Origin of the sequence: Rhodococcus indonesiensis, from assembly GCF_047782815.1 — a bacterium.
GTDB lineage: Bacteria > Actinomycetota > Actinomycetes > Mycobacteriales > Mycobacteriaceae > Rhodococcus > Rhodococcus indonesiensis.
The window spans coordinates 2,291,327-2,310,303 of the sequence record NZ_CP180630.1 but is presented as its reverse complement, the minus strand read 5'-3'; the positions used below and the strand labels follow the sequence as shown (position 1 = coordinate 2,310,303).

13 protein-coding genes are annotated in these 18,977 nt (G+C 70.0%); 2 read left to right on the top strand and 11 right to left on the bottom strand.

What is annotated here, in order from left to right:
• Positions 1–106: 106 nt before the first annotated feature.
• From ACM26Y_RS10780 to ACM26Y_RS10745, 8 genes are all read right to left on the bottom strand, one after another.
• On the bottom strand, positions 107–583 hold the full coding sequence (locus ACM26Y_RS10780) for a hypothetical protein (protein WP_416063415.1): 477 nt from the start codon (positions 581–583) through the stop codon (positions 107–109).
• Positions 580–1,335 (bottom strand): 4-hydroxy-tetrahydrodipicolinate reductase, encoded by a 756-nt coding sequence (gene dapB, locus ACM26Y_RS10775; RefSeq protein WP_289377898.1) that lies wholly within the window; start codon positions 1,333–1,335, stop codon positions 580–582. Before dapB ends, ACM26Y_RS10780 begins: the two co-directional genes overlap by 4 nt.
• A gap of 81 nt (positions 1,336–1,416) precedes the next feature.
• Entirely contained in the window at positions 1,417–2,766 is a 1,350-nt protein-coding gene (locus ACM26Y_RS10770; protein WP_003935667.1) for a M16 family metallopeptidase, read from the bottom strand.
• Positions 2,767–2,850: 84 nt separating this feature from the next.
• Positions 2,851–3,582: a respiratory nitrate reductase subunit gamma gene (gene narI, locus ACM26Y_RS10765; protein ID WP_289377897.1), complete on the bottom strand. Its 732-nt coding sequence runs from the start codon at positions 3,580–3,582 to the stop codon at positions 2,851–2,853.
• 1 nt (position 3,583) lies between these two features.
• Positions 3,584–4,279: a nitrate reductase molybdenum cofactor assembly chaperone gene (gene narJ, locus ACM26Y_RS10760; RefSeq protein ID WP_416063414.1), complete on the bottom strand. Its 696-nt coding sequence runs from the start codon at positions 4,277–4,279 to the stop codon at positions 3,584–3,586.
• Positions 4,276–5,952: a nitrate reductase subunit beta gene (gene narH, locus ACM26Y_RS10755; RefSeq protein WP_416063413.1), complete on the bottom strand. Its 1,677-nt coding sequence runs from the start codon at positions 5,950–5,952 to the stop codon at positions 4,276–4,278. Before narH ends, narJ begins: the two co-directional genes overlap by 4 nt.
• Before the next feature lie 40 nt (positions 5,953–5,992).
• Positions 5,993–9,679, bottom strand: a complete 3,687-nt coding sequence (locus ACM26Y_RS10750; protein WP_416063412.1) for a nitrate reductase subunit alpha — start codon at positions 9,677–9,679, stop codon at positions 5,993–5,995.
• 22 nt (positions 9,680–9,701) lie between these two features.
• Positions 9,702–10,913: a nitrate/nitrite transporter gene (locus ACM26Y_RS10745; RefSeq protein WP_052033935.1), complete on the bottom strand. Its 1,212-nt coding sequence runs from the start codon at positions 10,911–10,913 to the stop codon at positions 9,702–9,704.
• A gap of 527 nt (positions 10,914–11,440) precedes the next feature.
• Here ACM26Y_RS10745 and ACM26Y_RS10740 point away from each other — a divergent pair.
• Both ACM26Y_RS10740 and ACM26Y_RS10735 read left to right on the top strand, forming a co-directional pair.
• Positions 11,441–11,611, top strand: a complete 171-nt coding sequence (locus tag ACM26Y_RS10740) for a hypothetical protein (RefSeq protein ID WP_371383068.1) — start codon at positions 11,441–11,443, stop codon at positions 11,609–11,611.
• Positions 11,612–11,662: 51 nt separating this feature from the next.
• A complete protein-coding gene (locus ACM26Y_RS10735; protein ID WP_416063411.1) occupies positions 11,663–14,386 on the top strand; it encodes a LuxR C-terminal-related transcriptional regulator in 2,724 nt (907 codons plus the stop codon).
• Positions 14,387–14,471: 85 nt separating this feature from the next.
• Here the strand turns inward: ACM26Y_RS10735 and ACM26Y_RS10730 are convergent, their stop codons facing one another.
• The 3 genes from ACM26Y_RS10730 to ACM26Y_RS10720 form a co-directional block, all read right to left on the bottom strand.
• Positions 14,472–16,766 (bottom strand): polyribonucleotide nucleotidyltransferase, encoded by a 2,295-nt coding sequence (locus ACM26Y_RS10730; RefSeq protein ID WP_416063410.1) that lies wholly within the window; start codon positions 16,764–16,766, stop codon positions 14,472–14,474.
• 369 nt (positions 16,767–17,135) lie between these two features.
• A complete protein-coding gene (gene rpsO / locus ACM26Y_RS10725) occupies positions 17,136–17,405 on the bottom strand; it encodes a 30S ribosomal protein S15 (RefSeq protein ID WP_003935677.1) in 270 nt (89 codons plus the stop codon).
• A 128-nt stretch (positions 17,406–17,533) separates the two neighbouring features.
• Entirely contained in the window at positions 17,534–18,946 is a 1,413-nt protein-coding gene (locus ACM26Y_RS10720) for a WS/DGAT domain-containing protein (protein WP_416063409.1), read from the bottom strand.
• Positions 18,947–18,977: the final 31 nt, after the last annotated feature.

The following is an 18,977-nucleotide window of genomic DNA, read 5'->3' as shown; positions in this document are numbered from 1 at the left end:
GGGTACGTCGCCCGCCGGCCGGTCTCCGTGCCCCCGCCCTCGCCGTCGCAGAGAGCGGACCGAGCCGGGTCCGGACGGTACCGGGGTGATCCGCACGGACGCGTGATCAGTCGGAGGACTGGGTGCGTTCGAGCTTCTCGAGGGCGACCGCCCGGCGCATGGTCTCCCGGGCCCGGCCGCGGTCGCCGGCGTAGTCGTACGCGCGGGCCAACCGGTACGAGTTGCGCCAGTTGTCCGGGTCGGCTTCCCACTCCTTCTTGACCTGCTCGAACAGGGCGTCGGCGGCGGCGCGGTCGAGCCGCCCCGAGGGTCGGCGCGGCAGATCGCTCACGTCGAGTTCGAGGCCCTCCTCGTGGATCCGGCGGGCCAGGTGCTGATGCTGGAGACCGGCCCGCAGGGTGGCGTAGACGATCCACACGCCCACCAACGGCAGCAGCAGCACGCCGATGCCGAGCCCGACGGCCGCAGCCTCGCCCGAGCGCACCAGTTCGAGCCCACGCCCGCCGAGGAGCACGAAGTAGAACCCCAGCGCGAGGACGATGAAGACGATCGGCGCCAGGACCTTGACCAGGTCGCGCGTCACAGGTCGAGGAGCGGGTCGATGCCGACGGTGAGGCCGGGCCGGCCGCCGATCTCACGCACGCCGAGCAGCACGCCGGGCGCGAAGGAGGAGCGGTCGATCGAGTCGTGGCGGATGGTCAGGGTCTCGCCCTGGGTGCCGAGCAGCACCTCCTGGTGGGCGACGAGGCCGGCCAGGCGCACCGAGTGCACCCGCACCCCCGCCACGTCGGCGCCGCGGGCACCGTCGAGTTCGGTGGTCGTGGCGTCCGGGCTGCGGCCCACGCCGGCCGCGGCGCGGGCTTCGGCGATGAGCGCGGCGGTGCGGTAGGCCGTGCCGGAGGGCGCGTCCGCCTTGTTGGGGTGGTGCAACTCGATGACCTCGACGGAGTCGAAGAACCGCGCGGCGGCCTGCGCGAAGCGCATCGACAGCACGGCACCGATCGCGAAGTTCGGCGCGATCAGGACGCCGACCTCAGGTGTCGCGGCCAGCCAGTCGCGGACCCTGCCCAGTCGTGCCTCGTCGAATCCGGTGGTGCCGACGACCGCGTGGATGCCGTGCTCGACGAGGAACTGCAGATTGCCCATGACCACGTCGGGATGGGTGAAGTCCACCACCACCTGTGCGCGGGAGGTGACGAAGTCCTCGAGGCTGTCGTCCCGGTCGACCGCGGCGACGAGCTCGAGGTCGGTGGCCGCCTCGACGGCCGCGCAGATCGCCTGTCCGACCTTGCCCTTGGCGCCGAGCACACCGACCCGGATTGCTGCTGCGTTCACTTGACTCTCCACGCTTCCTCGTCCGATCCGTCCCGCAGCAGCCTACGCAACCGGACGTCCCTGCCCGTGGTCAGGCCGCGGTCACGCGACGAGGGCGCGCACCGAGGCGGGCAGGTCCCGGGGCCGCCGGTACGGCCCGGCGACGGCCGCAGCGAACGGCCGGTGCAGCAGTTCGGCGGCGACCTCGCGGACCTCCGTCGCGCTCACCGACGAGATCCGCTCGAGTGTCTCGGTGACGCTCCAGTGGGTGCCGTAGCTCAGTTCGCTGCGGCCGATCCGATTCATCCGGGCCCCGGTGTCCTCGAGACCGAGGACCAGCGCACCGCGCAGCGAGCCCTTGGCACGGGCGCACTCGGCCTCGGTGACGCCGTTGTCGGCGACGTCGGTGAGCACCTCACGGACGAGGCCGGCGACCTCGCCGAGGTTCTCGGGCTGGCACCCGGCGTAGACGGAGAACGCACCGGTGTCGGCGAAGGTGTCCACACCGGAGTACACCGAGTAGGCGAGGCCGCGCTGCTCCCGGATCTCCTGGAACAGCCGTGAGCTCAAGCCGCCGCCGACGGCGGCGTTGAGCACCGACAGCGCCCAGCGCCGGGGGTCGTGACGGCCGAAGGACCGCACACCGACCGCCAGGTGCGCCTGCTCACCGTCGCGGTCGGTGATGCTCAGCGTCGGCGCCGTGCGCAGGCGGAGACTGCCCTCCCGCCGGGGGGCGGCGGTCGCGGCGGGGTCGAGGTGCCCGGCGAAGGCCCGACGGACCAGTTCGACGGTGTGGTCGTGGTCGACGTTGCCGGCGACGGCGACGACCATGCGGTCCGGCGTGTACCGCCGCACGTGGAACGAGTGCAACTGGGTACGGGTCATCGCCTCGATCGATTCGACCGAGCCGATGATGGGCCGGCCGATCGGGTGGTCGCCGTACAGCGCGGTGAGGAAGGCGTCCCCGAGCAGATCCTCGGGATCGTCGTCGCGCATCGCGATCTCCTCGAGGACGACCTGCCGTTCCAGGTCGACGTCGGCGCTGCGGCATCGGCCGCGCAGCACGACGTCGGCGACGAGGTCGACGGCCAGGGACAGGTCGTCGTCGAGCACGTGGGCATAGAAGCAGGTGTGCTCCTTCGAGGTGAACGCGTTGAGTTCACCGCCGACGCCGTCGACGAGTTCGGCGATGTCGAGCGCCGTCCGGGTGGGGGTGGCCTTGAACAGCAGGTGTTCGAGGAAGTGGGCCGCACCGGCGACGGAGGGCTGCTCGTCGCGGGAGCCGACGCCCACCCAGACACCCACGGCGGCCGAACGCACGCCGGGCACGTGCTCGGTGACGACGCGCAGACCTCCGGGCAAGAGGGTGCGTCGCACCCCGGCGTCGGGCTCGGTGGGCGCCGATGTGGATACGGCGACGGACGGGGCGGCGGAGCGGCGGGTGGCAGCCATGAAGATGTTCGACGGTCCTACAGGCGAGTGGGTGTGCTGGACTGAACAACTCACACTACACGCGGCGCTCTCCGGCCGATCCGGTCACCACCCGCGGCGGCGCGGCTGCGACCCGACGAGCTGTCCCTTCGCGGCGACGTCGCGGCTGCGGTAGACCACGTACGGCCGGAACAGGTATCCGATCGGGGCGCTGAAGGCGTGCACCAGGCGGGTGAACGGCCACAGCGCGAACAGGATCAAGGCGATCAGCGCGTGCACCTGGAACGACAGGGGTGCCTGCACCATGAGATCGCCGCGCGGCTGCAGGATCCAGATGGATCGGAACCACGGCGAGACGGTTTCGCGGTAGTTGTGCTCCTCGCCCACGACACCCGACCCCATCAGAGTCGTGGCGAGTCCCGCGACGATCGCGGCGACGAGGACGACATACATGAGCTTGTCGTTGGCCGTGGTCGCCATGAACACCGGTCCACGGGTGCGGCGACGGTAGATCAGCAACAGGATTCCGACGAGGGTGGCGATCCCGGCGATGGTGCCCAGCGTCACCGCCTGTACGTGATACGCGTGCTGACTCAGGCCGACCGCATCGGTCCAGGACTGTGGAATGAGCAGACCGATCACGTGCCCCACGATCACCACGAGGATCCCGAAGTGGAACATCGGGCTGGCGATGCGCAGCAGCCGACTCTCGTAGAGCTGAGACGAACGCGTGGTCCAGCCGAACTTGTCGTAACGGTAGCGCCACCACGTACCCACGACGACCACGGCGATCGTGACGTACGGCGCGACGTCCCAGAAGATCTCCCCTGCGGACATGTCAGCCGACTCCTTGGACTCGGGTCTGCTCCGCGGCGGGTGCAGTGCGGCGCGGTGGGACCGTGAGGGTGAACGGTTCGAGGCCGATCGCCTCGGCGGGCGGCCCGGCCTCGGCGAGGTACCGGGCGCGGTGGACTTCCTGATCGCCGACCGGAGGCAACGTCGCGCACACCGCCCCGATCGTCGCCGCATAGCAGGAATCGCGTTCCTCGAGCGCGATTCGGAGCACGTCGATCGGGACCCGGTGCGCGGCGAGCAGTCGCTCCCCCGCGTCCGGGTCGACGGTGGCGGCGAACTCGAGCACCACCGGCAGATGATCGGGCGCTTCCCCGGTCGGTGGCTCCACGCCGGCGTCCCGGTAGGCCTGGGCGAACGCGTGGATCGCTGTGCCGCGATTGCGGGTGTCACCGCCGGTCCAGTACGTGAGATACATCGTCGACCGCCGGCGCATGTCGAAGGTGTCGACGTAGTCGGCCTGCGCAGCAAACGGATCGGCGTCGCGCAGGGCGGCGAGCGTCCGGCTCAGCAACTGCGCCGGCGCCCCGGTGACGTGCCCGAGAAGACCGTCGACGGTCGCGAGACGGGACGGCAGCCGATCGTCGGGGTATGCCAGCAGCAGCGAGGCCGCCTGCCGGATCAGCCGGTGCTGCAGTTGCCGTGTCGCGGTGTCGCGCCCACGGCGTATCCGCACCCTCATTGCCCACTCCCCCGGTCCTCGACCCGATGCCCGGCCGGGAACAGGCCCTGGGGCACGCCCTTGCCGTCCCAGTTGAGCAGGTTCACACGGGAGGGATTCGACGCGTTCGCCGCCATCCCCTCGGAGGTCTGCCGCTGCCGGAGCGCATGGAAGGTCTCCACCGCGACCGGGACCGGACCGCCGCTGGCCTCCCCGAACGGCCCGGAGTCGTACATTCCGGGGCCGCCGTCGTACGACAGTGCGCAGTCGGTGGCGGATTCCTCGAGCCGGTGGCCCTCGGCGGCGTAGGCGGTCGGGATCACGTACCGCTCGTCGTACTTGGCCAGGGCGAGCAGGCGGTACATCTCGTACATCTGCTCCTCGGTCATACCGACGGCGTCGGGGATCTCCGGCCGCGTGTCCCGGCCCAGGTTGATGTCGCGCATGTACGACCGCATCGCGGCGAGCCGGTGCAGCACCGCTTCGACGGCGTCGGTGTCGCCCGCGGTGAACAGTCCCGCCAGATACTCGATCGGGATACGCAGTGATTCGAGAGCACCGAACAGATTGCCCATGTCCTCGCCGTCGTGACCGTCGCGCGAGACCGCGTCGACCACCGGGGACAGCGGCGGCACGTACCAGACCATCGGCATCGTGCGGTATTCCGGATGCAGGGGCAACGCGACCCGGTACGTGTCGATCAACGCGTACACGGGTGACCGCTGGGCGGCCTCGATCCATTCGTCGGAGATGCCCTCGGCGCGGGCGCCGGCGATCACGTCCGGGTCGGCGGGGTCGAGCAGCACCTGCCGCAGTGCGTCGTAGAGGTCCTTCTCGTCCTCGACGGACGCGGCCTCGAGCACCCGGTCGGCGTCGTAGAGCACGAGGCCGATGTAGCGCAGCCGACCCACACAGGTTTCGGAACACACGGTGGGCAGGCCCACCTCCACGCGCGGATAGCAGAACGTACACTTCTCGGCCTTGCCGGTCTTGTGGTTGAAATACACCTTCTTGTAAGGACATCCGGACACGCACATCCGCCAGCCGCGACAGCGGTCCTGGTCGACGAGAACGATGCCGTCCTCGACGCGCTTGTACATCGCTCCGGACGGGCACGACGAGACGCACGACGGGTTCAGGCAGTGCTCGCAGATGCGAGGCAGGTAGAACATGAAGGTCTGTTCGAGTTCGAGCCGGACCTGCTCGCCGATCTTCTTCAGCACCGGATCGTCGGGCACGATCTCCGGGGAGCCGCCGAGATCGTCGTCCCAGTTCGCCGACCATTCGACCTTCATCGGCTTGCCACTGATCAGACTGCGAGGCGGTGCCACCGGGATCTGGTCGCCGAGCGGCGCGGTGGTGAGGTTCTCGTAGTCGTAGGTCCACGGCTCGTAGTAGTCGTCGATCGCCGGCATCTTCGGATTCGAGAAGATCCGGAACAGCTTGTTCCACCGGCCGCCGTCACGCAGCCGCAGCCGCCCGTTGCGGTCGCGGATCCATCCGCCCCGCCAGCGTTCCTGGTCCTCGTAGGTGCGCGGGTATCCCTGGCCGGGCCGGGTCTCCACGTTGTTGAACCACACGTATTCGGTGCCGGAACGGTTCGTCCAGGCCTGCTTGCAGGTGACCGAGCAGGTATGACAACCGATGCACTTGTCGAGGTTCATCACCATCGCCATCTGGGCCATCACCTTCATGCCGGCCTCGCTTCGCCGGTCGTGGTCGTGAGCATCGACATCAGTACGTGACCTCCTGCGACCGGCGGCGTACGACCGTCACCTCGTCGCGTTGATTTCCGGTGGGCCCGAGGTAGTTGAACGCGAAGGCGGTCTGCGCGTAGCCGCCTGCCATGTGGGTGGGTTTGATCAGGATCTTCGTGACCGAGTTGTGGATGCCGCCGCGGGTACCGGTGGTGTCGGTGAGCGGCACGTCGATGGTGCGCTCCTGCGCGTGGTAGACGTACACCACACCTTCGGGCATGCGGTGCGAGACGATTGCGCGGCACACCACGACGCCGTTGCGGTTGACGGCCTCGACCCAGTCGTTGTCCCGCACCGAGATCTTCGCCGCGTCCGCCGGGCTCATCCACATGGTCGGTCCACCGCGTGAGAGCGACAACATGAACAGGTTGTCCTGGTACTCGGAGTGGATCGACCACTTCGAGTGCGGGGTGAGGTACCGCACGGTCAGTCCGACGCCGTCGCCGCTGCCGACGGCCGGTTCACCGAACAGGCGCGACATGTCCAGTGGCGGTCGATAGATCGGGAGTTGTTCGCCGAGTTCCTCGATCCAGTCGTGATCGACGTAGAAGTGCATGCGGCCGGTGAGCGTGTGGAACGGTTTGAGTTCCTCGATGTTCACCGTGAACGGGGCGTAGCGGCGCCCACCGGTCTCGCTGCCGGACCATTCCGGGCTGGTGATCACGGGGACCGGGCGGGACTGGGTGTCGGCGTAGGTGATACGGCGTTCTTCACTGCCCTCGGCGAGGTGCACGAGCCGGCGGCCGGTGCGTTTCTCGAGTTCGCGGAAGCCCTCGACCGCGAGCCGGCCGTTCGAGGTGCCCGACAGCGCGAGGATGACGTCGGCCATGCGTTCGGCGCTGGTGACCGCGGGGCGGCCTTCGCCTGCACCGGAATTCATCACACCGAACTTCGCGGCGAGTTCCGCGACCTCCTGCACCGGGTGCGTCGTGACGCCCTTGGTGGTCAGGCCGAGGGTGTCGACGAGCGGACCGAGGGTCGACCACTTGTCGGCGATCGCACCGTAGTCCCGTTCGACGACCGCGAGCGGGCCCATGGTCCTGCCCGGCACCGGCACCTCCCCGGTCACGCGCCAGTTGTTCTCCGTGCCCGACGGATACGCCATCGCGCCGGGCGTGTCGTGCTGCAGAGTGCCGAGCACGATGTCGGTGCGGGTGCCGAGGTGCTTCGCCGCCAGCGCGCTGAACACCTTCGCGACGGCGCCGAATGCCTCGTAGTCCGAGCGGGTCTCCCACGGCGGGTCGATCGCGGGACTGAACGCGTGGATGTAGGGATGCATGTCGGTGCTCGACAGGTCTCCCTTCTCATACCATGTCGCGGCGGGCAGCACCACGTCGGAGAACAGGGTGGTCGACGTCATCCGGAAGTCGATCGACATCAGCAGGTCGAGCTTGCCTTCGGGCACCTCGTCCGGACCTTCGACGTCGTGTGGGCGCTGGTCCGGACCGGTGGGCGCACCCTGGATGTTGGCATCTGTGCCGAGCAGGTGCCGCAGGAAGTACTCGTTGCCCTTGCTGGACGAGCCGAGCAGGTTGGACCGCCACACGTTCAGCACCCGCGGCCAGTTGCGCGGGTTGTCCGGGTCGGTGACCGACAGCTTCACCTCGCCGCTCGCCAGTTTCCGGGCGACGTACGCGGGGATGTCCTCGCCTGCTGCTCGCGCCTCGTCGGCGAGGTCGTGTGTGTTGCGATCGAACTGTGGGTAGAACGGAGTCCACCCCATCGCGACGGCGGACGCCATCACGTCCATCGTGTGCTTGTCGCGGAACCGGCCCCGCCCGAGCGGGCTCGCGAGCGCGTCGGCGCGGTACCCGTCGTAGCGCCACTGGTCCGTGTGGACGTACCAGTAGGAGGTTCCGGCCATCTGCCGCGGGGGGCGGGACCAGTCGGTTCCCATGGCCATCGCGGCCCACCCGGTAACCGGACGGCACTTCTCCTGACCCACGTAGTGCGCCCAGCCGCCGCCGTTGCGGCCCATGGAGCCGGTGAGCATCAGCAAGGCGAGAATCGCCCGGTAGGTGGTGTCGCCGTGGAACCACTGGCAGATGCCGGCGCCCATGATGATCATGGACCGGCCGCCGGATTCCTCCGCGTTGCGGGCGAACTCGCGCGCGATCCGGACGGCCTGCGCGGCGGAGACCCCGGTGATCGGCTCCTGCCACGCGGGGGTGTACGGCGAGGCCGGGTCGTCGTACCCGCTCGGCCACTGTCCGGGCAGTCCCGGACGCGCGACGCCGTACTGGGCCAGCATGAGGTCGAACACCGTGCACACCAGGTGTGCGCCCACCCGCCGCACGGGGACGCCGCGTTCGACGCTCTCGCCGTGTCCGTCGACGGTGTCGAAACCGGGCAGATGGACGCGCGCGGTCTCGTCCGTGCCGTCGTCCCGATGCGCGACGGTCAGTGCCGGCACGAGATCGCCCAGGTCCAGGTTCCATTTTCCGGTCCCGTCGTCGCCGTAGCGGAACCCGAGGGAGCCGTGCGGCACCGCGACGGTGTCGGTGGCACCGTCGAGCAGCACCGGCTTGAACGCCGCGTTCTCCACGTCCTGTCCGAGGTCGGCGGCGGTGAGGTTCTTGCCGGGCACGAGCCTGCCGTCGCGCTCCTCGAGCCGGACCAGGAACGGCAGGTCGGTGTACCGGCGGACGTAGTCGACGAAGAACGGCACCCGCCGTCGCACGAAGCACTCCGAGAGCACGACGTGCCCCATCGCCATGGCCAGCGCCCCGTCCGTGCCGGCGGCGCACGGCATCCACTCGTCGGCGAACTTGGTGTTGTCGGCGTAGTCGGGACTGACGGAGACGACCTTGGTACCGCGGTAGCGCACCTCCGCCATCCAGTGCGCGTCCGGGGTACGGGTGACCGGCACGTTCGATCCCCACATCATCAGGTACGCCGCGTCCCACCAGTCCCCCGACTCGGGGACGTCGGTCTGGTCGCCGAACACCTGGGGCGAGGCGACAGGCAGGTCGGCGTACCAGTCGTAGAAGGAGGTCATCACGCCGCCGATCAGCTCGACGAACCGGGATCCGGCCGCGAAGGAGACCATCGACATCGCCGGGATCGGCGAGAAGCCCGCCACGCGGTCCGGACCGTACTCCTCGACGGTGTGCACGTGCGCGGCGGCAATCATCTCGGTGGCCTCGGCCCACGTGACCCGCACCAGCCCGCCCTTGCCGCGGGCCCGCTGGTACCGACGGCGTCGCTGCGGGTCGTTCTGGATGTCGGCCCAGGCCAGCACGGGGTCACCGAGCCGGGCTCTGGCCTCGCGGTACATCTCGACGAGCACGCCGCGGGCGTAGGGGTAGCGCACCCGGGTCGGCGAGTAGGTGTACCAGGAGAACGCCGCGCCGCGCGGGCAGCCGCGCGGTTCGTATTCGGGCCGGTCCGGACCGACCGACGGATAATCGGTCTCCTGGGTCTCCCAGGTGATGATGCCGTCCTTGACGTAGATCTTCCACGAACACGATCCCGTGCAGTTCACGCCGTGGGTGGACCGGACGACCTTGTCGTGGCTCCAGCGATCGCGGTAGAAGATGTCGCCGTCGCGACCGCCGTGACGGGTCACGGTGCGGCCGTCGTCGGAGACCTCGCCTGCGGTGAAGAACCGCCCGCTGCGGCGCAGCAGCTCCTCCGCGGGTCCTCCGGTGTGATGGGTGGTCACGTTTCTCCCTTCGGACTCGACGTCAGTTTCCGGTCGGAACGTTCTCGTGGGCGCGCAGTTTCACCGCGGTATAGGCCAGCGCGACGAGCGCAGTCGCCACGAGGAGCAACAGACCCACGGTGTAGTCGTTGTCGACGGGGTCGTAGGTGGCACCCATGACCAGCGGCGGGAAGTACCCGCCGAGCCCGCCCGCGGCGGCGACGATGCCGGTCACCGATCCCACAGACTTGGCGGGCGCGCGACGCGCGACCCATGCGAACACTCCGCCGGTGCCCATGCCGAGAAAAACCGCGAGCAGGATGAACGTCGTGGCCGACCACACGTCCGGCGGCGGTTGCGTGGCGGCGACTGCCGCCATGACCGCCGTGCCCGTGAACGACGCGAGCACGACATACTTGGGGGCGATCCGGTCGGACAGCGCCCCGCCGATGGGCCGGGCGATCACCGCGGCCAGCGCGAAGGCCGCTGTGCGGGCGCCCGCGTCGACGGCCGAGAATCCGTAGATCGTCTTGATGTAGGTGGGCAGGTAGTTGCTGAACGCGACGAAGCCGCCGAAGACGACCGCGTAGAGGAACGACATCTCCCACGTGACCCGCAGTTTCAGGGCTGCCCTCAGTTTGGGAACGACCGGGTCGGTGTTCGGATGGAACTCCGGCGAGTCGCGCATCACGAGGATGCACACCGCGGCCGTGACGGCGAGTGCCACCGCGACGACGACGTGGGTGGTCAGCAGGCCGAACCACTGCGCGAACCGGGGGGTGAAGAACGCGGACAGCGCGGTGCCCACCATGCCGGCACCGAACACGCCGGTGGCGAAGCCGCGCCGGGCCGGCTCGTACCAGTTGTTCGCGAACGGAATGCCGACCGCGAAGATCGTGCCCGCGATGCCGAGGAAGAAGCCGAAGACGAGCAGGAGCGGATAGGAACCCACGCTGCCGGCCACCCCGACGGCCAGCACCGGCAGGATCGACGCCAGCGAGATCGCAATGAACATGACCCGTCCGCCGTAGCGGTCCGTGAGCGAACCCACCACGATGCGCCCCAGAGAACCCACGAGGATGGGCGTCGCCACGAGGATCGACGCCTGGGTGCTGCTGAGCGACAGATCGCTCGCATAGGTCGTGGACAGGGGACCGATCATGTTCCAGGCCCAGAAGTTGATCGCCGAGACCCAGGTTGCCAGTGCGAGGTTCGAGCTCCGTCGCGTGCCGACAACATCAACTGAAGCTGTCACTGCTACAGCGAACCATCGGCCGGGCATGCGCGAACCGGATTCGGCGAAACAAACCGACGGTCGGTGTCGCGTGGGGGGCCGCCCCGGAACCGGAACACCACGCGGTACCACGGCATTCACCCGCCCGTGCCGGTTCACCCGCCGAGGGTGAGGAGACGGCTCGGCGGCCGCCCTACCGTCGGAGTCGACCGCGAACCTCTCTCGTGGCCGCATGTCGGGTGCATCCGCCGCCCGATCGAAGGAAATGGATCGACGATGTCCGTGAACCCACCGTCCACCCGCCGGAACCGCCGGCAGAACTCGGCATGGCGTAGGCCCGGTAGCGGCCGCCACGACACGCCCCGCTCCTTGCCGATTTCCGGCATCGTGTGCGGCGCCGCGGCGGTCGCCTCCGTGCCCGTGGGTGCGTATACCGGCTCCGTCCTCACCGGCGTCCTCACCGCGGTAGTGACGACCGCCGCCGTGGCCCTCGCCGCACTGATGATCCGGGCCTGACATCTCGTCCCCACCCCCACGCGAAGGACAACATGAGCACACGACGCGCCGCCAACGGCCGCATCCCCACGATGACCACGGAAGAGATCAAGGTCCGCATCGCCGCGATGTTCGACTACGACAGCGACGTCGTGCCCGCGCCGCACCACTCGCGGAACGAGCCGCCGTGCGTGCGGTCGGCGACCGGTTCGTCGGATACGTGACCCGGTTTCGATTTCCGTTCCCCTCGGTCCCGCCGTACTACCCTGACTCTCATGACGGGGCCACCGGCCGGCGCGCAGGGTGACGATGCCCCGCCGCTGTCGTTGGCGCGCTCCTCCGTGCCCCGACTCCCCCGCCGGGTCGTGCGGCGCCCGCGTCTGGAACGCATCCTCGAAGAGGGAGTGAAGTCCGGCCTCGTGCTCGTCTCGGCGCCGGCCGGGTCCGGTAAGACGCTGCTGCTGGCATCGTGGGCGGCGGCACATCCCGGTCCGGTGGCGTGGCTCTCGGTGGAGCGCGAGGACGCCGAGCCGGCGCAGTTCTGGGGGCGGGTCCTGGATTCGCTCCGGATGGTCGGCGGGTTCCCCACCGATTCGCTGCTGGCCACCATGCGGGTCCCACCGAGCTTCGACCCCCGGTTCGTCTCGGTGTTCGTCGACGCGTGCGCCCGGCTTCCCCGTCCTGTCGTCCTGGCGCTCGACGACATGCACCTCCTGGCAGGGACGCCGGCCGAGGAGTCGCTCGCGGCGGCCGTCCGCCGGGGTCTGGGCAACGTGCGACTGGTGGTCGCGACCCGCAGCGATCCGGCGCTGCCCCTGCAACGGCTCCGGCTCGGTGGCGAGTTGACCGAGATCCGGGCGGAAGCGCTGCGCTTCGATGCCACGGAGGCGGCAGCGCTGCTGGCCGACCACGACGTCGCCGTCGGACCCGATGAACTCGAGACCCTGGTCGCCAAGACCGAGGGGTGGGCGGCCGGGCTGCGACTCGCGGCCCTGTCGCTCCGGACGTCGGACGACGTGGCGGCCACCGTGGCAGCCCTTGCGGGCGACGAGCGGTCCGTGGCCGACTACTTCGCGGAGGAGGTGCTGGCCAGCCAGGACCCGGAGCTGATGGAGTTCCTGCTCGACACGTGCGTCGTGGGACGCGTCTGCGGCGAACTGGCCGATGCCCTGAACGGGCGCACGGACGGGCAGCAGCTCCTGGTCCGACTCGAGCGGGACAACCTGTTCGTCGTCGCGCTCAACCACCGTCGAGCGTGGTATCGCTACCACCAACTCTTCGGCGACCTGCTGCGCCACCGCCTCAGGACCGAGGATCCCGAGCGCCGACGGATGCTGCACCGGCGGGCCGCCGGATGGTTCGCCGACCGCGGCGAGCTCCTCGAGTCCGCCCGTCACCTGCGCGCCGCGGAGGACTGGCTGGGGCTGGCCCGGTTCGTCCTACGGGTCGCGGGGGCGGAGATCCTGGGTCCGGAACGGCCGGCGCTGGTGGCGCTGCTGCGGGACGCGCCCGCCGATCTGGTCGGTGACCACCCCGAGGTGGCTGCGGCCGCGGGGGTCGCCGCGTACGCGGAGTACGACCCTGTCGGCGTCGCCACCCACATGGCTCGCGCCCGAGAACTGCTCGATCGGCTCCCGGCAGCCGATGCGCGGCTCACCGAGACGGTCCTTGTCACGCTCGACGCGGTCCTCGCCTGGATGAAGGCCGATCCGTCGTGGCAGATCAGGGCCGCGCAGGAGGCGATCCGCCGGCTCGAGACGGTGTCCCCGGCGGACCTGCCGGCCGCCCCCGTGTACCGGATCGCCGCCGCCACCGTCCTCGCGATGGGCAGGCTGTGGTCCGGTGACCTCGACACCGCCGAGGCCATGCTCGCCGCCACGACGACGGCGGTGACCGCCCGCTCGGCCATGACGCCCGTGCTCGCCCTGCACCTGTACGGCAACACCGCCGTTCTCGAGGCGATGGCCGGACGGCTCCGGGAGGCGCGCGTCGAGGTCGACCGTGCGTTGGCCATCGCCGACGAGCTGGGCTGGACCTTTCTGCCGCCGTCGGCCACGGCGCTGCTGGCCGAGTCGATGATCCGGTTGCTCGAGGCGGACACCGGGGCCTGCTCGGTGGCCGTCGCACGGGGACACGCGTGCCTCGGCGAGTTCCGCGACCGCTACACCGAAACCAGTTTCGGGCTCGTGCAGGCACGGCTGGCCCTCTCGACGGACAACGCCGCCGCGGCACGAGCCCACCTCGTGTCGCTGCGCCGGCGCATGTCGGACTGGGTAGCGCCACGCTTCCTCGCCGAATGGTACAAGCTCGTCGAGGCCGAAATCCTGCTGGCCGAGGGACGGCCGCACGAGGTTCAGGCGCTGCTGACCGGCACCGAACGGGCACAGCCGGGTCTCGCCCGGCCAGGCGCGCACCGGACGGTCCTCGTCGCGCGGGCGCACCTGGCGACCAACGAGCCGCGCCGCTGCCTCGAACTGGTGGCGGCTCTGCTCGACGGGCCGCCCATCGACAACGGCCCCACCGTCGACGCCTGGCTGCTCGCCGCCTTGGCGCACGACCGTCTGCGTAGGGACGGCGAAGCGCAGGCCGCTGTGGCGCACGCTCTCGCGGTGGCAGCCCCCGAAGGCATCGCGCGGCCGTTCCTACTGGCCGGCGACCGCGCCAGGGCGCTGCTGGAGCGGCACGGCCGCATCGACGATGCCCACGGCGGATTCGTGTCGATGCTGATCGGCAGGCTGGGCGGGGTCTCCGGCGAGGCCGCCGGCCCGTGCCTGCTCGAGCCGCTGACCAGCCGTGAACGGGCCGTTCTGCTACTGCTGCCGACCATGATGAGCAACGCGGAGATCGCCGACGAGCTGTTCGTGTCCGTCAATACCGTCAAGGTGCATCTGAAGTCGCTCTACCGCAAGCTCGGTGCCGCGAATCGTCGCAAAGCGGTGGTGCGGGCGCGGGAACTCGGGCTGCTGTCGGCGTCCGCCTCGTCCCCGGCCGCACCGTAACGCGCCGCACCGGCCGCACACGCACGACCGCCCGCGCCCGTCCACCGCAAAGGTGGACGATACGCGGGCGGTCGAAGGACGTGCGTCAGGCCTCGGCGTTGTCCGCGGCACTGTCCGCCGCGGGCGCGTCGGAGGAGGCGTCCGCGGTGTCCTCGTCGGGCACCGGCACCAGGCTGATCTTGCCCCGGTTGTCGATGTCGGCGATCTCGACGCGAATCTTCGAGCCGACGTTGACGACGTCCTCGACCTTGGCGATGCGCTTGCCGTTGCCGAGCTTGCTGATGTGCACCAGGCCGTCGCGGCCGGGCAGCAGCGAGACGAACGCGCCGAACGCCGTGGTCTTGACCACGGTCCCCAGGAACCGCTCGCCCACCTTCGGCAGCTGCGGGTTCGCGATGGCGTTGATCTTGTCGATCGCAGCCTGCGCGGACGGGCCGTCGGCGGCTCCGACGTACACCGTGCCGTCGTCCTCGATGGAGATGTTCGCGCCGGTCTCCTCGGTGATCGAGTTGATCATCTTGCCCTTGGGGCCGATGACCTCGCCGATCTTGTCCACCGGGACCTTGATGGTGGTGATCCGCGGAGCGAACGGGCTCATCTCGTCCGGGGTCTCGATGGCCTCGGCCATCACCTCGAGGATGGTGGCGCGGGCGTCGCGCGCCTGCGCCAGCGCGCCGGCGAGCACCTGGGACGGGATCCCGTCGAGCTTGGTGTCGAGCTGCAGGGCGGTGACGAAGTCCTTGGTGCCGGCGACCTTGAAGTCCATGTCACCGAACGCGTCCTCGGCGCCGAGGATGTCGGTGAGCGCGACGTAACGGGTCTCGCCGTCGACCTCGTCGGAGACCAGGCCCATCGCGATACCGGCGACGGGGGCCTTGAGGGGCACGCCGGCGTTCAGCAGCGAGAGCGTCGAGGCACACACGGAGCCCATGGAGGTGGATCCGTTCGAGCTGAGCGCCTCGGAGACCTGCCGGATCGCGTAGGGGAACTCCTCCTGGCTGGGCAGGACCGGCATCAGGGCCCGCTCGGCGAGGGCGCCGTGGCCGATCTCGCGGCGCTTCGGGGAGCCGACGCGGCCGGTCTCACCGGTGGAGTACGGCGGGAAGTTGTAGTGGTGCATGTACCGCTTGCTGGTCTCGGGACCGAGCGAGTCGATCTGCTGCGCCATCTTCACCATGTCCAGCGTGGTGACGCCCATGATCTGGGTCTCGCCGCGCTCGAACAGCGCCGAGCCGTGAGCGCGCGGCACCACCGCGACCTCGGCGGACAGGGCACGGATATCCGTGACACCGCGGCCGTCGATGCGGAACTGGTCCCGCAGGATCCGCTGGCGGACCAGCTTCTTCGTCAGGGAACGGAACGCCGCGCCGATCTCCTTCTCGCGGCCCTCGAAGTTGGGGGCCACCTGCTCGAGGACCTCGACCTTGACCTCGTCGGTCCGCTCGTCGCGCTCCTGCTTGCCGGCGATGGTCAGCGCCTCGGACAGCTTGGCCGACGCGGCGGCCTCGACGGCCTCGTACACGTCTGCCTCGTAGGCCGGGAACACCGGGAAGTCACCGGTGGGCTTCGCCGCGGCGGCGGCGAGCTGCTGCTGGGCGATGCACAGCCGCGCGATGAACGGCTTGGCGGCCTCGAGGCCCTCGGCGACGACGGTCTCGGTCGGTGCCTGCGCCCCGCCGGCCACCAGCTCGACGACGTTCCCGGTGGCCTCGGCCTCGACCATCATGATCGCGACGTCGGCGGTCTCGGGGTTGTCGCCGCCACCCACGATGCGGCCCGCGACGACCATGTCGAACACGGCGTTCTCGAGCTGCTCGACCGTGGGGAACGCGACCCACTGGCCGGTCTTGTTCTCCTCCGAGGTGATCAGCGCGACCCGCACGCCACCGACGGGTCCGGAGAACGGCAGGCCGGCGATCTGCGTGGATGCCGACGCGGCGTTGATGGCGACGACGTCGTACAGGTCGTTCGGGTTCAGGCTGAGCACCGTCACCACGACCTGGATCTCGTTGCGCAGGCCGTCGACGAACGACGGGCGCAGCGGCCGGTCGATGAGACGGCAGGTCAGGATCGCGTCGGTCGAGGGCCGGCCCTCACGACGGAAGAACGAGCCGGGGATGCGTCCCGCGGCGTACATGCGCTCCTCGACGTCCACCGTCAGCGGGAAGAAGTCGAAGTGCTCCTTGGGCTGCTTGGAGGCGCTCGTCGCCGACAGCAGCATGGTCTCGTCGTCGAGGTACGCGACGACGGAGCCGGCGGCCTGCTGGGCGAGGCGGCCGGTCTCGAAACGAATCTGACGGGTGCCGAAGGACCCGTTGTCGAGGACCGCGACGGACTCGAACACGCCCTCGTCGACCTCGACTGCGGAATTGCTGGTCATCTCTACTCTTCTCTTCCCTCTCGTCTTCGCCGTACCCGCGCGGGCGCCACAACCCTCGTGGCTGCAGCTGCGCACCGATCGCCCGTACCCGCGTCTCACGGGCCGAGCGTGCGGAGGCGGTCGTCGATCGAAACCGTCCGGACCGGGTCCGGAAGGTCACTACCGAAGACCGACACCGTCGGTGCATACGGTTCCGCGGGCGGTGTCGCCGTCCGCGGGTGCCGCTGCCGGTGTCCGACGGGCACGTAGCCCGTCTCCGACCGCACAGCGGCCAAACACCGATAGCCAACGAGGCTCAGTCTAAGCATTGCCTCGTTGGCTATCGGAAAGATCAGCGAACGCAGATCGCGTCGTCGCTTCGTCGCGCTCCTATCGACGCAGACCCAGACGCTGGATCAGCGAACGGTAGCGGTTGACGTCGACCTTCTCGACGTACTTGAGCAGCCGGCGACGACGACCGACCAGCAGCAGCAGGCCGCGGCGGGAGTGGTGGTCGTGCTTGTGCTGCTTCAGGTGCTCGGTCAGGTCCTGGATGCGCTTGGTCAGCATCGCGACCTGCGCCTCGGGCGATCCGGTGTCGGTCTCGTGGAGGCCGTACTCGCCGAGGATCTGCTTCTTCTGCTCGGTGGTCAATGCCACTGGTGATACTCCTGATCGATGACGTCCGCGCGCTTCGTGAAACGGGCCGGAACCCGTCGGTGCGGCCACCGCGAACCACAGCACACACCAGCGGATGAGCGTACCAGAGGGGTGCGCACCCGCTTCGGTCACCCTCGCCCCCGGGGGCCGGTGCCGGATCGCCGGCCGCCGGTGGCCTCGATCACCTCGGCGAACCCCTCCTCGAGGAGGGTCGCGTACCGATCGAGGTCCGGCATCAGCAGCGGGGAGCTCATGACGGTGACGGCGAACGAATCGCCGGCCCGGCTGAAGGAGTGCACCAGACCCATCCCCGGACGCAGAGACTGGATGCCGGCGACGAATCGGAATGCCGCGCCGCCGTAGGTCCAGTAGGCCTCGCCGCCACAGTCGACACTGGTGACCGCCGTCTGGGCCGGGCCCGGGGCTCCACCTGCCGACGCCGCGCGGTCGTGCCGGTCCGTCACCCGGCGGTACACCGGATACGGCACCGCACCCGCGCCCGCGAGGCGGTCCAACACCTCGGGAGACGTCGCGATCCGCCGCTCGTGGGCGAGCGCGTCGGCCACGGCCGCCACCCGGTCGCGGGGATCGGCGACCTCGGTGCACAACGGAACGATCGCGGCAGTCAGCCGGTTGACGCCCAGCGCGACACCGGCCGCGCCCACCGCGACCGGAACCGCGACGCGTACATCGACGACGGGCGCGCAGTGCTCGCCGAGGTAGCGCTGCAGCGCCAGGGATACCGCCGCCAGGCCCATGGCTGTCACGGTGTAGGTCCGGCCCACGAGACTGCCCAGGTCCGGACGCACGATCCGGATCGCCCGGTCGCGCCCGGGGGCGCGGGCGAGCATCGGCCGCGCCGCCGGCGACGGGACCGCCGGGGTGTCCGCGGACCGCGCCGATGCCGCCCGCCGCACCAGGACCGCGCCGAGCCCCAGGTACCAGCGAGCGAAGCGTGCCACCCCCGACACCGCTGCGGCGGCGTGGTGCGGGCGCGTCGCGGCCGGCGCCAGACCGGGAACGCGCAGTGGCTGCCCGTCCGCGCCGAACAGTGCGCCGAGGAAGGCACCCAACGCCGAACCGACCATCACGGCGTGACTGACCTGCAGCACGACGACCGTCACGGTCGCCGTCGGGTCGTCGGGGTCGGACACCCCGGCGAAGACGTGCAGGCACCACGCACGCCGCCGGACGTCCAGCGGGTCCGCGCAGAGGTCGGCGATGGCGTCGATGCAGTCCGTGAACGAGCGGCCGGCCCACTCGCGGTACTCGATACGTTGCTCGGGCGGGAGCTGCGCCCGCACCCAGTACGGGTAGTCCAGCCGGCCGGGAGCCTCGACGATCCGCCGGTCCAGCGCCGTCAGCAGATGCGCCCGGGAACGCAGGTGAGCGAGCGCGTCCCCGGGGCCGCGAACAGTCCCGTCTTGCTCGTCGAACACGACGAATGCGGACCAGTCGGTCGGCCGCCCCGGTTTCGACTCGTAGTAGTTCGCGGCATCTGCCCAGGTCAGGCGCGCGTGCCGCCACTGACGTATCGACACACCGGAAATTGTCCCCGATCGGGGCGCGATC